This window comes from Streptomyces sp. STR69 (assembly GCF_024519455.1).
In the GTDB taxonomy this organism is placed as follows: Bacteria; Actinomycetota; Actinomycetes; order Streptomycetales; family Streptomycetaceae; genus Streptomyces.
In genome coordinates, this window is sequence record NZ_JALJRY010000026.1 from 53,397 (window position 1) to 69,394 (window position 15,998).

General features: G+C 70.1%; 11 protein-coding genes. 9 read left to right on the forward strand and 2 right to left on the reverse strand.

Translation table 11 applies throughout. The annotated features are described in order from the left end of the window. Positions 1–66: 66 nt before the first annotated feature. The 5 genes from OC490_RS37040 (at position 67) to hflX (ending at position 7,250) form a co-directional block, all read left to right on the forward strand. The gene (locus OC490_RS37040; protein WP_262062490.1) at positions 67–567 is read left to right on the forward strand and encodes a hypothetical protein; all 501 of its coding nucleotides are present in this window, start codon (positions 67–69) and stop codon (positions 565–567) included. Between the two features lie 104 nt (positions 568–671). After that, a complete protein-coding gene (gene dapF / locus OC490_RS37045; RefSeq protein ID WP_262062432.1) occupies positions 672–1,541 on the forward strand; it encodes a diaminopimelate epimerase in 870 nt (289 codons plus the stop codon). Between the two features lie 285 nt (positions 1,542–1,826). After that, positions 1,827–3,971 carry a RelA/SpoT family protein gene (locus OC490_RS37050; RefSeq protein ID WP_262062433.1) on the forward strand — a complete coding sequence of 715 codons (2,145 nt, stop codon included), beginning with the start codon at positions 1,827–1,829 and terminating at the stop codon, positions 3,969–3,971. Positions 3,972–4,129: 158 nt separating this feature from the next. After that, on the forward strand, positions 4,130–5,617 hold the full coding sequence (locus tag OC490_RS37055; protein ID WP_262062434.1) for a M1 family metallopeptidase: 1,488 nt from the start codon (positions 4,130–4,132) through the stop codon (positions 5,615–5,617). Positions 5,618–5,756: 139 nt separating this feature from the next. Then, positions 5,757–7,250, forward strand: a complete 1,494-nt coding sequence (gene hflX, locus OC490_RS37060) for a GTPase HflX (protein WP_262062435.1) — start codon at positions 5,757–5,759, stop codon at positions 7,248–7,250. Between the two features lie 63 nt (positions 7,251–7,313). On the opposite strand, the gene OC490_RS37065 is transcribed toward hflX, so the two are convergent. After that, on the reverse strand, positions 7,314–8,543 hold the full coding sequence (locus tag OC490_RS37065; protein WP_262062436.1) for a trypsin-like serine peptidase: 1,230 nt from the start codon (positions 8,541–8,543) through the stop codon (positions 7,314–7,316). Between the two features lie 297 nt (positions 8,544–8,840). On the opposite strand from OC490_RS37065, the gene OC490_RS37070 reads away from it, so the two are divergent. The 3 genes from OC490_RS37070 to OC490_RS37080 all read left to right on the forward strand — a co-directional run bounded on the left by OC490_RS37070 (position 8,841) and on the right by OC490_RS37080 (position 13,877). After that, on the forward strand, positions 8,841–10,847 hold the full coding sequence (locus OC490_RS37070; protein ID WP_262062437.1) for an IucA/IucC family protein: 2,007 nt from the start codon (positions 8,841–8,843) through the stop codon (positions 10,845–10,847). A gap of 91 nt (positions 10,848–10,938) precedes the next feature. Next, on the forward strand, positions 10,939–11,673 hold the full coding sequence (locus tag OC490_RS37075; protein ID WP_262062438.1) for a GNAT family N-acetyltransferase: 735 nt from the start codon (positions 10,939–10,941) through the stop codon (positions 11,671–11,673). A gap of 215 nt (positions 11,674–11,888) precedes the next feature. After that, on the forward strand, positions 11,889–13,877 hold the full coding sequence (locus tag OC490_RS37080; protein WP_262062439.1) for an ATP-dependent DNA helicase: 1,989 nt from the start codon (positions 11,889–11,891) through the stop codon (positions 13,875–13,877). 146 nt (positions 13,878–14,023) lie between these two features. Here the strand turns inward: OC490_RS37080 and lexA are convergent, their stop codons facing one another. Beyond that, positions 14,024–14,803 (reverse strand): transcriptional repressor LexA, encoded by a 780-nt coding sequence (lexA, locus tag OC490_RS37085; RefSeq protein ID WP_026151025.1) that lies wholly within the window; start codon positions 14,801–14,803, stop codon positions 14,024–14,026. A 565-nt stretch (positions 14,804–15,368) separates the two neighbouring features. Between lexA and nrdR the strand changes: the two genes are divergently transcribed. Beyond that, positions 15,369–15,920, forward strand: a complete 552-nt coding sequence (nrdR, locus tag OC490_RS37090; protein WP_262062440.1) for a transcriptional regulator NrdR — start codon at positions 15,369–15,371, stop codon at positions 15,918–15,920. Positions 15,921–15,998 lie beyond the last annotated feature (78 nt).

Genomic DNA, 15,998 nt, shown 5'->3' on the forward strand with positions numbered 1-15,998 from the left:
CCGGGGGCGTGCCATCATCGAGCTTCGATCGACCAAGTGGAGTCCGAGTTGGGAGGGCGCGTGGCGATGGAGGCCGGCCCTCGCGACACCGCAGAAGGCACTGAGCAGGTCACCGCGGACCGTGGTGAACCGGAAGAGGTCGACGGCCGACTGAGCCCGGACGGCCCGGACGAGATCCTGGGCGGCGTGACCGCAGACGGTCCCGGGCCCGACGAGATGTTCGCCGGTCCTGAGGTCGAGGTCGAGCTCCGTCCGCAACGTCGTCTGCGGATCTGGCAGCTCGCCCCCATCGTGGCCCTGGCCGCGGTCGGCTCCCTGATGTTCTCCTTCCCGCTCGCCTTCGACTTCGGCGACAGCGGGGCCGTGGTCGCCATGCTCGGCCTGCTCATCTGCTCCTGCGCGGCAGGCTGGGGCACGACGGCCGCCCGCCGCGTCGGTTACACCTGGCCCGGCTTCCCGCAGCGCGGCTCCGGGCGCCGCCCGGACTGGCGGGTCGTCATCGCCTACGCCCTGATGGTGGTCGTGGTCGTGGTTCTGGCCGTGTGGCGCGTGGCCAGGCTCCGCTAGCCGCCGAGTTCGGTCGCAGCAGCCACAGGGGCCGGTCGCGTCGGCTGTCGAGGTCGGTCGCAACTGGTCGTCGGGATGTCGTAGCCACGCCGTACGATCGAGGAATGAGCACGCGGATCGCCTTCCTCAAGGGGCACGGCACCGAGAACGACTTCGTGATCGTCCCGGACCCCGAGAACGCCATCGACCTCTCCCCGGCCGCCGTGGCCGCCCTGTGCGACCGCCGCGCGGGCATCGGCGGGGACGGACTGCTGCATGTCGTGCGGTCCGCCGCGCACCCCGAGGCGCGGGACATGGCGTCCGAGGCGGAGTGGTTCATGGACTACCGCAACGGCGACGGCTCGGTCTCCGAGATGTGCGGCAACGGAGTGCGTGTGTTCGCGCGCTATCTCCAGCGTGCCGGACATGTGGCCGCAGGGGACATCGCGGTCGCCACGCGCGGGGGAGTCAAGACCGTCCACCTCGCCAAGGACGGTGACGTCACGGTCGGCATGGGCAAGGCGCTTCTCCCCGAAGGGGATGTCACGGTGAGCGTCGGCGAGCGCAGCTGGCCCGCGCGGAACGTGAACATGGGCAACCCGCACGCGGTCGCCTTCGTCGACGACCTCGCGCACGCCGGAGACCTGTACTCCCCGCCGCCCTTCAGCCCGGCCGGCGCCTACCCGCAGGGTGTGAACGTCGAGTTCGTGGTCGACCGGGGCCCCGGCCACGTGGCCATGCGCGTGCACGAGCGCGGTGCGGGCGAGACCCGCTCGTGCGGCACGGGCGCGTGCGCGGTCGCCGTGGCCGCCGCCCGGCGCGACGGCGCCGACCCGGCCGTCACCGGAACGCGGGCGACCTACACCGTCGACGTACCCGGGGGAACACTCGTGATCACCGAGTGGCCCGACGGCCGGATCGAGATGACCGGTCCCGCGGTGATCGTCGCCGAGGGCGAGATCGATGTCGAGTGGCTGGAAAGCGCCATCCGCTGAACGGGTGATTCGCAGTCCTGGCCGCCCCGGACACCCTGATCCGAAGTCTCCGGCGTCCGGCTCGGCTTGAAAGCACGGTCGGCCCGGCAGAGTGTGGCGGAAAACCGTAAACCTTCTGACCTTCGCTCGAATGGGTGATCCGTTTCACGCTCGGCGAGAGGCGGTCAGTCGCACGTGGTGGGCTCGGTAGCATCAAGCACCGGCCCGGACGGGGGATCGTCACCATCCCCTGAGCCGAGTCCGCCATGGGGCACCCGTCCGCCGGTCAAGCAGCCGGAGGTGCCCATGAGTGCGGAGGCCACGAACCCTGCGAGCCCAGGCCCTGTGACCAACACAGTGCCCCGCAGGAAGGCCCGCCCCCGGATCGACCTGCGCCGGCTCGGCCGGGCCGCCCTGCTCGGTCCCACCGCCCGCGACCGGCTGCCCGACGCCATCGGCCATGTCGCCGAGGCCCATCGCGCCCACTACCCCGACGCCGACCTCGAACCGCTGCGCCGCGCCTGGGTCCTGGCCGAGTCCTCGCACCGCGGCCAGATGCGCAAGAGCGGCGAGCCGTACATCACACACCCCCTCGCCGTGACCCTGATTCTCGCCGAACTCGGCGCCGAGACCACGACGTTGACGGCCTCTCTGCTCCACGACACCGTCGAGGACACGGAGGTGACACTCGATCAGGTCGGCGAGGAGTTCGGCGCCGAGGTGCGCTATCTCGTCGACGGCGTAACGAAGTTGGAGAAGGTCGACTACGGCGCCGCGGCCGAGCCCGAGACCTTCCGTAAAATGCTCGTCGCCACCGGCAGCGACGTCCGCGTGATGTCGATCAAACTCGCCGACCGGCTGCACAACATGCGCACCCTGGGCGTGATGCGCCCCGAGAAGCAGGCCCGTATCGCCAAGGTCACCCGGGACGTCCTCATCCCGCTCGCCGAACGGCTCGGCGTCCAGGCACTCAAGACCGAACTGGAAGACCTGGTCTTCGCGATCCTGCACCCCGAGGAGTACGACCACACACGCGAGTTGATCGTCGACAACGCCTCCCGCGCGGACGACCCGCTCGCCGAGGTCACCGACGAGGTGCGCACCGTCCTGCGCGACGCCGACATCCAGGCCGAAGTCCTCATCCGGCCACGGCACTTCGTCTCCGTGCACCGCGTCGCCCGCAAGCGCGGCAGGCTGCGCGGCGCCGACTTCGGCCGCCTCCTGGTGCTCGTCAACGAGGACGCGGACTGCTACGGCGTCCTCGGCGAACTGCACACCTGCCTGAAACCCGTCGTCTCGGAGTTCAAGGACTTCATCGCCGTACCGAAGTTCAACCTTTACCAGTCGCTGCACACCGCCGTCGCCCACACCGACGGCCAGGTCGTCGAAGTCCTCATCCGCACCCACCAGATGCACAAGGTCGCCGAGGCCGGCGTCATCGCGCTCGGCAATCCCTACGCTCCTCCTTCGGAGGAGCAACAGGCCACGAGTGACGGGGAACGCGCCGACCCCACCCGGCCCGGCTGGCTCTCCCGCCTCCTCGACTGGCAGGAGGGCGCGCCCGACCCCGACACCTTCTGGTCGACGCTCCGCGAGGACCTCGCCCAGGACCGCGAGATCACCGTGTTCCGGCCCGACGGCGGCACGCTGGGCCTGCCCGAGGGCGCGACCTGTGTGGACGCCGCGTACGCGCAGTACGGCGAGGACGCCCACGCCTGCATCGGCGCCCGCGTCAACGGCCGTCTGGCGACCCTCAGCACGGTTCTGCGGGACGGCGACACCGTCCAGCCCCTCATGGGCCAGGACCCGGCCTCCGAGCCCTCCAGGGAGTGGCTGGAGCACGCGCACACGCCCGCCGCCCGGATCGCCATCCAACGATGGCTCGCGGCGCACCCGGGCAGCGGCGACGCAGAGGGCACCGAGCCGGACACGGCGGCCCAGGACACGCAGACCGTGCGATCGGCGCCCCCCGCCGCCGAAGACGCCCCCACCAGCAACCCCGCCACCCCTGTCGTCGACCAGCCCGGCGCGACCGTACGGCTCGCCGGCTGCTGCACGCCCGTACCGCCCGACGAGGTCACCGGATTCTCGGTGCGCGGCGGGGTCGTGACCGTCCACCGCGTCGAGTGCAGCGCGGTGACGCACATGAAGAGCGTGGGGCGCGCGGAGGTCGGTGTGCGCTGGGGCGACACCACCGAGTGCCGGGTCACGCTGGTAGCCGAATCGTTCGGCCGCCCCCATCTGCTGGCCGACCTCACCGAGGCCATGGCCCTGGAGGGGGCCGAGATCGTCTCGGCGACGGTCGAACCCCCGAGCCAGCAGCGCGTCCGCCACACCTACACCCTCCAACTCCCGGACGCTGCGCACCTCCCGGCCCTCATGCGGGCGATGCGCAATGTGCCGGGCGTCTACGACGTGAGCCGCGCGCAGCACCACACGACGGCCTTCTGACACCGGCTCAGGTCCGCGACTCCGCGTTCCCTCGGGGCACGCGCCCGCTTGCGCGCTCCGGCGTGCCCGGCGCCCCGTGGGCCCTCGGAAGACCTCGTTCGAGTGGGCCGGGCGCGAGTCGTCGACGTGCGGTACGCGCGCGCTGGTAGCGGTGGTCCATGCTGCTCACCCCCCGCACCGCCACCCCTGGGGCCGGTACCAGGGCTCCCCGACGGCTGAAGGCGGCCCTGCTCGCCTCCGCCGTGTCCGTCTGCCTCGTCGCCGCGAGCGCTCCGCCCACGCCCCTGGGCGTCGGTGACCGCCTCTTCCCGGACCTGGGCAACCCGGGCTACGACGTGGCGTCGTACGACCTCTCCTTCGCCTATCCCGGCACCAACACCAAGCCCCTCCAGGCCGTCACCACCATCGACGCGTGGACCACGGAGTCCCTGGACCGGATCAACCTCGACTTCGCACACGGCACCGTGGACTCGGTCGAGGTCGACGGGCGGCCGGCCACGTTCGCCAGCGCGGGCGAGGACCTGGTGGTGACGCCCGAGGAGCCGCTGTCCCAGGGCAGTTGGACGCGGATCACCGTGCGGCACACCAGCGACCCGGTCTCCGTCAAGGGCCAGGACGGCGGCTGGGTGCGCACCAAGGACGGGCTCGCGATGGCCAACCAGGCCGATGCCGCGCACCTGGTGTTCCCGTGCAACGACCACCCCTCCGACAAGGCGATGTTCACCATCAGGGTCACCGCGCCCAACGCCTACACCGCCGTCGCCAACGGACTGCCGACCGGCGTCGACAAGACCGGCGCGAACACCACCTGGACGTACCGCACCCAGCACCCCATGGCCACCGAACTCGCCCAGGTGTCCATCGGTCGCTCCGCCGTGCTGCACCGCACCGGACCGCACGACCTGCCGATGCGCGACGTCGTGCCCGCCAAGGACGCCAAGCAGCTCGAACCGTGGCTGAAGAAGACCCCCGACCAGATCGCCTGGATGGAGAGCAAGGTCGGCCGGTACCCCTTCGAGACGTACGGCCTGCTCATGGCCGACGCGTCCACCGGCTTCGAGCTGGAGACCCAGACGATCTCTCTCTTCGAGAGAGATCTCTTCACCGAGCCCGCCTACCCCAAGTGGTACGTCGAGTCGATCATGGTGCACGAGCTGTCCCACCAGTGGTTCGGCGACAGCGTCAGCCCCCGCACCTGGTCCGACCTGTGGCTCAACGAAGGACACGCCACCTGGTACGAGGAGCTGTACGCGGAGGAGAAGGCGAACAAGCCCATGGAGACGCGCATGAAGGCCGCCTACGGCGCCTCCGACGGCTGGCGCGCCGCCGGCGGTCCGCCCGCGCTCCCCAAGGCGCCCGCACCCGGCCAGAAGATCAGCATCTTCCGCCCCAACGTCTACGACGGCGCCGCCCTCGTCCTCTATGCGCTGCGCCAGGAGATCGGCCGCCCCGCCTTCGAGCGCCTGGAGCGCACCTGGGTGAGCGTCCACCGGGACGGCACGGCCACCACCGCCGACTTCGAGGACCTCGCCTCCGCGATCTCCGGCCGCGACCTGAGCGACTTCTTCAAGGCCTGGCTCTACGGCGAGAAGACCCCGCCGATGCCGGGTCACCCGGACTGGACGTCGCAGGCACCACTGAAATAAGGCCGTGACGGGGCGATCCGTGCCGTGCGACCATCGTCGGGTCAGCGGAGCGGATCGCCCGGAATCTCCGGTGACCGGGAATCTCCGGGGACGCTCGCACGTTATGACTTCGCAGGACTCCCATCGACGTAAGGACCCAATGACCTCCTCTTCTTCCCCTTCCCAGGACACTGAGCGCTCCGCGCACACCTACCCCGAAGGTCTTCGGGCCGATGCCCTGATGGAAGAGGACGTCGCCTGGAGCCACGAGATCGACGGAGACCGGGACGGCGACCAGTTCGACCGCTCCGAGCGCGCGGCCCTGCGCCGTGTAGCGGGCCTCTCCACCGAGCTTGAGGACGTCACCGAGGTCGAGTACCGACAGCTCCGCCTGGAGCGCGTCGTACTCGTCGGCGTCTGGACCACGGGAACGGCCCAGGACGCGGAGAACTCGCTCGCCGAGCTGGCCGCCCTCGCGGAGACCGCGGGCGCGCTCGTGCTCGACGGTGTCGTCCAGCGCCGCGACAAGCCCGACGCGGCCACCTACATCGGCTCCGGCAAGGCCAACGAACTGCGGGACATCGTCCTGGAGACCGGCGCCGACACCGTCGTCTGCGACGGTGAGCTGAGCCCGGGCCAGCTGATCCACCTCGAAGACGTCGTCAAGGTCAAGGTCATCGACCGTACGGCCCTGATCCTCGACATCTTCGCCCAGCACGCCAAGTCCCGTGAGGGCAAGGCGCAGGTCGCGCTCGCGCAGATGCAGTACATGCTGCCGAGGCTCCGCGGCTGGGGTCAGTCGCTGTCCCGTCAGATGGGCGGCGGCTCGGGCGGCGGCCTCGCCACCCGTGGTCCCGGTGAGACCAAGATCGAGACGGACCGGCGCCGTATCCGCGAGAAGATGGCGAAGATGCGCCGGGAGATCGCGGACATGAAGACCGGCCGTGACATCAAGCGCCAGGAGCGCCGTCGACACAAGGTGCCGTCGGTAGCGATCGCCGGTTACACCAACGCCGGAAAGTCGTCTCTGCTGAACCGCCTCACGGGCGCGGGCGTGCTTGTCGAGAACGCACTGTTCGCGACCCTCGACCCGACCGTGCGCCGGGCCGAGACTCCGGGCGGACGGCTGTACACGCTGGTCGACACCGTCGGATTCGTCCGGCACCTGCCGCACCACCTGGTCGAGGCCTTCCGCTCCACGATGGAGGAGGTCGGCGACGCCGATCTGATCCTGCACGTGGTCGACGGTTCGCACCCGGTCCCGGAGGAGCAGCTGGCCGCCGTGCGCGAGGTGATCCGGGATGTCGGCGCCACCAAGGTGCCCGAGATCGTCGTGATCAACAAGGCGGACGCGGCGGACCCGTTGACGCTCCAGCGCCTGATGCGGAACGAGAAGCGGTCCATCGCCGTCTCGGCCCGCACCGGCCAGGGCATCGAGGAGCTGCTCGCGCTCATCGACAGCGAACTGCCGCGCCCCTCGGTCGAGATCGAGGCGCTCGTGCCGTACACGCACGGCAAGCTGGTCGCCCGCGCCCACTCCGAGGGCGAGGTGATCTCCGAGGAGCACACCCCGGAGGGCACCCAGCTCAAGGTCCGGGTGCACGAGGAACTGGCGGCGGATCTCGCGCCGTACGTCCCGGCACCGCTGGCCTGACGGCCGTAGCGCAGTAAGTCCTGAGGCTCGCCCCGGATCACCCGGGGCGAGCCTCGGCCGTGTCTACTGTCCTGCGAACTTCTTGCTGACCGAGTCGTACACGCCCTTGGCCACGTCGCCCAGCCGCGGGCCCGCCAGCCAGCCCGAAGTCACCGGGCCGATCGAGGTGTTGGACACCAGCGCGGGCTTGCCGTCGGAGCCCGTCTCCACCCAGCCGCCGCCGGACGAACCACCGGTCATGCTGCAGCCGATGCGGTACATCGTCGGGTCCGAGGCGTTGATCGACAGCCGCCCCGGCTTGTCCGCGCACTGGTACAGCGTCGAACCGTCGTACGGCTTCGCCGCGGGGTAGCCGGTCGCCGTGATGCTCGATACCTTCGGCACGGCCGGCGCGTTGAAGTTCACCGGCAGCGCCGAACCGACCGTCTCCTCAAGGGACTTGCCCCCGCTGCCCTTCTCGGGCGTCACATGGATCACGGCGTAGTCGTACGACGAACCCTGCCCGCCCGTCTCGCCGCCCTGGTCGATCCACTGCTGCGAGGTCTGCGCCCAGTCGGCCCACCAGACACCGTACGGCGCGACCTGGGCCCGGGTGGCCGTCTCCAACTGGGCTGTCTTCATACCCGAGTTGTTGTACGACGGCACGAACGCGAGGTTGCGGTACCAGCCGCCCTTCTTGCCCGCGTGCACACAATGGCCCGCCGTCCACACCAGGTTGGACTTGCCCGGGTGCGCCGGGTCCTCCACGACCGTTGCCGAGCAGACCATCGTGCCCTCGGGGGCGTCGAAGAACACCTTGCCCGCCGTCGCCGCGTTGGCGTGGTACGTAGGCGACACGGCCTTCGCGTCCACCACCGCGGGCGTCGGGTCGGTCACGCCCTGGTCACCGGAGATGTCGTTGGTGTCGACACCCTTGTCCGGGTCGTTGGCGTCCCGCATCCGGCCTGAACTCCACAGCCCGTCGATGATCGGGTTGATGTAGTCGTTGGCCTCGCGCAGCCAGTCGTCCTTGTCCCAGTTCTTCCAGGCGCCGTGCTTCCACTTGTCGATGTCGATCCCGTGCTCTTTGAGCTTGTTCTTGATGTCGTCCGGGATCTTGATCTTGCCGTCGCCGGTGTCACCGCTGGTCGCCGACGCGGTGGACCGGCCGTCCGCCTTGGTGTCACCGGAACCGCAGGCCGTCGCGGTGAGCGCGAGCGCCGAGGCGAGAGCGACGGCGGCCAGCACGGGGGTGGTTCCGCGACGCGCACCCCTCCCACGCCGGGCGGTGAAGGACGGCCGTATCGATCGCATGGTCTTGACTCCCCCTGGAGTGAACGGATGGTGCGGCACGGCTGTGATCTCAGCCGGAACTCATGGTGAGTTCACGCCGAACTCACGACCTACGGGAACGGCATCACACACTATGCGCTCGCTGTGGGGGACTTCCCACGGAACGGCAACGGTTTCGCTACGGCAAGGATCTTGAAGCAACCCGTAACCCGTTGGGCGGTACGGGAGTTGGCTTCGACAGGGGCGGAGGGGGCTGCTGTCGATGCGTGGTCCGCTGTGCCCGGGGCGACGCGAGATCTCACATCCCGAGGAACAGTCTTGAACCCCACACCCACCCCTGGCAGCCACTCACACGAGCACACCTTGGCCACGGCGTCGGCCGAGTCCGTTCCCCGGCAGCAGCCGCGCAGCCCGGAAGTCAGCCGTCCCCGGGGCGCGGGCGCCGACCTCCTGGAGCATCCGGACCCCCGAACCGCCGCCCAGGCCGCGGCTGTTGAGAACCTGCTGCGCTGCTGGGTACGCGAAACGAACCTCCCAGCCCCCGATGACGGCACCCTCCGTATCCCCCTCCCCGCCAGCGGCACGGCCCTGCACGCACAGGTCCAGTACTGGTCCCCAACCGGCTGGCACCGCTTCGGCGTTCCATATCTGTCCGACGCTCCCCACGGCGCACCACCGGCCGACGCGGTGACGGTCGCGGCGTTGCTCGCCAGGGAGACGGCCGCGCGCGACGGCGATTCCGCACAGGAAGCGGCGGTGGTACCTGCGACGGCATCCGACACCGGCACCGATCTGGTGGCCCGCGTCGCCGACTCCCTCCGACGTACCGTCACCTTCATCACCGACCGCCGCGCACACCCGGCGGACGGCCCGGATCTCTTCCTCTCCGCCGAACAGGCGCTCCTCCTCGGACACCCGCTCCACCCGACGGCCAAGAGTCGCGAGGGTCTCTCCGAGGCCGAAGTCCGGCTGTACTCACCGGAGTTGCGCGGCTCCTTCGCACTGCGCTGGCTGGCCGTCGCCCCCTCCGTACTCGCCACCGACTCGGCCTGGACCGAACGTGGCCGACCTGTCTCCGCCGCCCACCTCACGGCCCGACTCGCCGGAACCGGGCTGCCGTTGCCCGACGGGCACACCGCGCTCCCCCTGCACCCCTGGCAGTGGCGCGAGATCCGACACCGTGCCGACATCGCAGCCCTGATCGACGCCGGATTGATCCAGGACCTCGGCCCCTACGGCACCCGGTGGCACCCCACGTCCTCCGTACGAACCGTCCACCAAACCGGCGCCCCCGCCATGCTCAAGCTGTCCCTGGGTCTCCGCATCACCAACTCCCGTCGTGAGAACCTCCGCAAAGAACTCCATCGCGGCGTAGAAGTGCACCGCCTGCTGCGCAGCGGCCTGTCCCAGCAGTGGCAGGCCGTCCACCCGGGCTTCGACATCGTCCGTGACCCGGCCTGGCTGGCCGTCGACGCGCAGGCGGACGGGCGCGGTGCCGACCGTGACGCAGGGGGCACAGGAGGTACCCGTGCGCCCCTGGCCGGAATCGACGTGGTGATCCGGCACAACCCGTTCAGCCCGTCCGACGACGTCTCCTGCGTCGCCGGGCTTGTCTCACCCAGGCCGTACAGCTGGCGGAGCGCCACCGTCGGCGGACCGCAGGCGACTTCGCAGACCGGCCACTTCGCGCCCGGTGCGCCTGTGCTGCGGTCCCGGCTGGCCGAGGTCGTCACCGGCCTCGCCGAGCGGACCGGCCGGTCCCGTGAAGCAGTCGCCGCGGAGTGGTTCCTGCGGTACCTGGAGCAGGTCGTCCGTCCCGTGCTGTGGCTGGACGGCGAGGCAGGTATCGCCCTGGAGGCGCACCAGCAGAACACGCTGCTCCTGCTGGACGGTGTGGGCTGGCCCGCAGGTGGCCGCTACCGCGACAACCAGGGCTACTACTTCCGGGCGTCCAGGCGCGTGGAGCTCGGCGCCCGCCTGCCCGGCATCGGCGAACACAGCGACACCTTCGTCTCCGACGAGGTCACCGACGAACGCTTCGCGTACTACCTCGCGATCAACAACGTGCTCGGTCTCATCGGAGCGTTCGGCTCGCAAGGGCTCGCCGACGAACGGCTGTTGCTGTCCGCCTTCCGCCGCTTCCTCCGCGACGTCGCCTCCGGTCCCGCCCGGCTGCGCACCTCCCTGCCGGCCCGCCTGCTCGACTCACCCGTCCTGCGCTGCAAGGCCAACCTCCTGACCCGCCTGCACGGCCTCGACGAGCTCATCGGCCCGGTCGACACCCAATCCGTCTACGTCACCATCGCCAACCCCCTTCGCTCCTGACAGCCCCCAACTCCCTTCGCCCCTGATCGCCATCAACTCCCTTCATCCCTGAGGAACATGACCCACCCCGTCTCCTGAGAGGAGCGTCACCGTGCGTCCCACCGAGGCGAGCGCCGGCACCGCGACAGTCCCCGTTTCCACCCCGGGCACCGGTATCGGCCAGAGTTCCGGCACGGACGGCGAGGACACCCTCGACCTCCGCCTGCCCGCGGAGTTCCTCGCGCTCTGCGCCGAGGCGGATGCGAACGACCGTGACGATCTCCTCGACCGTGTCGGCGACTGGGGGCGGATCCGTACCCCCGCAGGCGCCTTCCATCTCGCCCCTGTCCGGTGCGAGCGCGACCTCTCCCTCATCAGCCGGTGGATGAACGACCCCGCGGTCGCGGAATTCTGGGAACTGGCCGGTCCCCGGACGGTGACCGAGGACCACCTGCGCACCCAACTCGGCGGCGACGGACGCAGCGTCCCCTGTCTCGGCGTGCTGGACGGCACCCCGATGAGTTACTGGGAGATCTACCGGGCGGACCTCGACCCCCTGGCCCGCTACTACCCTGCCCGACCGCACGACACCGGCATCCACCTGCTCATCGGTGACGCCGTCGACCGAGGACGAGGGGTGGGCAGCACCCTCATCCGGGCCGTCGCCGACCTCGTGCTCGACAAGCGCCCCGCCTGCGTCCGCGTCGTCGCCGAACCGGACCTTCGCAACACCCCCTCCGTAGCCGCTTTCCTGAGCGCCGGTTTCCGGTTCTCCGCCGAGGTCGACCTGCCCGCCAAGCGGGCCGCCCTCATGGTCCGGGACCGTTCCGTGCGCAAACTGCTGTAGCGCCAGCCGGCGGCGCCATCACTTTTGGTACACCGCTCGGACCGATCCGGTTCCACCTCGACCCGACCAATCCCCGTCCGATCCGACCTGGTCTCCATCCGATCGCCACCCGAACGAAACCCGCCCCCATCCGAAAGCCCCGACGTCTTGATCCACTCCCTCCCTCGGCCGTGATCGCCCGGTTGTCAGTCCCGCCCCGTAGGGTTGGTCGCGCTATGACGAAGCCCTCACTCCCCGAACTCCTGCATGCTGCCGTCACTGCCGTCGGCGGTTCGGAGCGCCCCGGCCAGGTGACCATGGCCGAAGCCGTCGCGGAGGCGATCGACGACGGCTCCCATCTGCTGGTCCAGGCCGGCACCGGTACCGGAAAGTCGCTCGGCTACCTGGTGCCCGCGCTCGCGCACGGGGAGCGTGTGGTCGTCGCGACGGCCACCCTCGCGCTCCAGCGCCAGCTGGCCGAGCGGGACCTGCCGCGCACGGTCGACGCACTGCATCCCCTGCTGCGCCGCCGCCCCCAGTTCGCAATGCTCAAGGGCAGGTCGAACTACCTGTGCCTGCACCGTCTCCACGAGGGCGTGCCGCAGGACGAGGAGGAGGGTCTCTTCGACCAGTTCGAGGCGGCGGCGCCGACCAGCAAGCTGGGCCAGGACCTGCTGCGGCTGCGCGACTGGACGGACGAGACCGAGAACGGCGACCGAGACGACCTCACGCCCGGAGTCTCCGACCGCGCGTGGGCGCAGGTCTCCGTGTCCTCCCGCGAGTGCCTGGGCGCCCAGAAGTGCGCCTACGGAGCGGAGTGTTTCGCCGAGGCGGCCCGCGAGCGCGCCAAGCTCGCCGACGTCGTCGTCACCAACCACGCGCTCCTCGCGATCGACGCGATCGAAGGCGCCCCCGTCCTTCCGCAGCACGAGGTGCTGATCGTCGACGAGGCCCATGAACTGGTCTCGCGAGTCACCGGAGTGGCCACCGGCGAGCTCACCCCGGGCCAGGTCAACCGCGCGGTGCGCCGGGCCGCGAAGCTGGTCAACGAGAAGGCCGCCGACCAGCTCCAGACCGCCGCCGAGGGTTTCGAGCGGCTCATGGAGCTCGCCCTGCCGGGCCGCCTGGAGGAGATCCCGGAGGACCTCGGTTACGCGCTCATGGCGCTGCGGGACGCCTGCCGTACGGTGATCTCCGGGATCGGCGCCACCCGCGACAAGTCCGTGCAGGACGAGGACGCGGTCCGCAAGCAGGCACTGGCCTCAGTGGAGGCCGTGCACGACGTGGCGGAGCGGATCAGCAACGGCTCCGAGTGGGACGTCGTCTGGTACGAACGCCACGACCGCTTCGGCGCCTCCCTGCGCGTCGCCCCCATGTCCGTGTCCGGCCTGCTTCGGGAGAAGCTCTTCGCGGACCGCTCGGTCACCCTGACGTCCGCGACGCTGAAGCTCGGCGGCGACTTCAACGGCGTGGGGGCCTCCCTGGGCCTCGCCCCCGAGGGCACGGTGGGCGACGACCTCCCGCAGTGGAAGGGCGTCGACGTGGGCTCGCCCTTCGACTACCCGAAGCAGGGCATCCTGTACGTCGCCAAGCACCTCTCGCGCCCCGCGCGGGACGGCGATCGCGCCGACATGCTGGACGAGTTGACCGAGTTGATCCAGGCGGCGGGCGGTCGCACCCTGGGCCTCTTCTCCTCGATGCGGGGTGCCCAACTCGCCGCCGAGGAGCTGCGCTCCCGCATCCCCGAGTACCCCATCCTGCTCCAGGGCGAGGAGACGCTCGGCGAGCTGATCAAGAACTTCGCGGCCGACCCGAAGACCTGTCTCTTCGGCACGCTGTCGCTCTGGCAGGGCGTCGATGTCCCCGGAGCCAGTTGCCAGTTGGTCGTCATGGACAAGATCCCGTTCCCGCGTCCGGACGACCCCTTGATGAGCGCCCGCCAGAAGGCGGTCGAGGACGCGGGGGGCAACGGCTTCATGGCGGTGGCCGCGACGCACGCGGCGCTGCTCATGGCCCAGGGCGCCGGCCGTCTCGTCCGGGCGTCGGGCGACCGGGGAGTGGTCGCCGTCCTGGATCAGCGGCTGGCCACCGCCCGCTACGGCAGCTATCTCAAGGCGTCACTGCCCGACTTCTGGTACACCACGGACCGTAACCAGGCCCGGAGGTCGCTGGCCGCGATCGACGCGAAGGCGAAGAAGGCGGAGGCGGAAGCCGAGACGGAGTGACCGACGGTTGCCCTGGCGTCTCAGGGCAACCGCTGATCGACAGCGGACCCCGCCGGATCCGGGACAGCACAGGACCCCGGAACCGGCGCAGGGGTCCCGGGGTCCGGTCAGGGGGCCGGGCCGATGAGGCCCGCCCGCCGCGGCCGTCACACGCGCCGCAGCACCGCCACCACCTTGCCGAGGATCGTCGCGTCGTCGCCGGGGATCGGCTCGTACGCGGAGTTGTGCGGGAGGAGCCAGACATGGCCGTCCTCGCGCTTGAAGCGCTTGACGGTGGCTTCGCCCTCCAGCATGGCGGCCACGATGTCGCCGTTCTCCGCGACCGGCTGGCGGCGCACGGTGACCCAGTCGCCGTCACAGATCGCGGCCTCGATCATCGAGTCACCGACGACCTTGAGGACGAACAGCTCACCGTCACCGACCAGTTGGCGGGGGAGGGGGAACACGTCCTCGACCGACTCCTCGGCGAGGATCGGGCCACCGGCGGCGATCCGGCCCACCAAGGGGACGTACGACGCGGCGGGCTTGCCCGCGGTGTCCGTGGGCTGCACCGACGAGGACTGGTCGCTGCCGCGGACCTCGTATGCGCGCGGGCGGTGCGGGTCGCGGCGCAGGAAGCCCTTGCGCTCCAGTGCCATCAGTTGGTGTGCGACCGAGGATGTGCTGGACAGGCCCACGGCCTGGCCGATCTCGCGCATCGACGGCGGGTAGCCCCGTCGCTGCACCGAGTCCCTGATGACCTCGATCACCCGGCGCTGCCGGTCCGTGAGTCCCGAGCTGTCCGCCCGGATGCCGGGAGGTCGGCCCGGCAGGGAGCGCTTGTGTCCCTCGGGATTCGCGGCTTCGTTCATTGCATGCACCGGCTCGAGTCGGCCCTGGGAGCGATCCTGGGCAGTGATGGTGGCACTGTCTGCGGTGGTGGTCACGTCGGCCCCTCTCGATGTTCTCCCTGCTGGACAACGGTAGTTGCTTTCGAAAGGTTGCGCCAAACACACGTTCGAGTGAAAAAACGCGGATAGCCTGCCGCGATCATGCGTCTGGGTGTATGGCCGACGTGGCACCTGGCGGACAAAGGGGCCCGTTGTCAGGCTCTTCGCCGCCCGGGTGGTGACCTTGCGGGTTGTCGCCCCAGTCTGCCACCCGGTGTCCCGGCAGCCGGGGGCCGGTCCCGTTCTGTGCGGGAGCCCCACGTCTTCTCCGTGCCGCGCTCACGGTATCCCCGTAAGTGCCCAGGCGGTACGGGTGTGTGCCCGCGTGTTCGGGGTGACGGTATGGCCGTATGGCACATGCCAATACGGGTGCGACACGCGCGTGCGGCGTGTTTGTGTGGGCCAATCACCACATCTAGTGGTTGGATTGCGGCAGCAGCCCAGAAGTTGTGGTCCCCCGGGTCTTCATCGTCTCGGCCATCGCCTATGCTTGGGGCTGCTTCGAGAGGCCCGAGGGGTCTTACGAGGCTATTGCGTCTGCTGTGAGGGAGGGTTGGAGATCATGCACTGCCCCTTCTGCAGGCACCCCGACAGCCGTGTCGTCGACAGCCGTACAACGGACGACGGCACATCGATCCGCCGACGCCGCCAGTGCCCTGACTGCTCCCGTCGTTTCACGACCGTGGAGACGTGCTCGCTCATGGTGGTCAAGCGGTCCGGAGTCACCGAGCCCTTCAGCCGTACCAAGGTCATCAATGGTGTGCGCAAGGCATGCCAGGGACGGCCTGTCACCGAGGACGCACTCGCCCAGCTCGGTCAGCGGGTCGAAGAGGCCGTGCGCGCCACCGGAAGCGCCGAACTGACCACCCATGACGTCGGGCTGGCCATACTCGGTCCGTTGCAGGAACTCGACCTCGTCGCCTATCTGCGATTCGCCTCCGTCTACCGGGCGTTCAACTCGTTGGACGATTTCGAGGCCGCGATCGTGGAACTGAGGGAAGCGACGCCAGGCCCCGCCGCGGTCGACGAAGACGCGGGATCGGGGAGCCAGGAAGACGACGGCGGGCCCGGAGGGACTGTTCAGGTCCCGGTGCCCGCCCACTCCGCCGACTGACCGACGGGCCGGAACCGGGCCAAGACCCCGGATCCGGCCGGACGGCGGCGGACCAGGACTTGTCGTGGAGCCATGAGC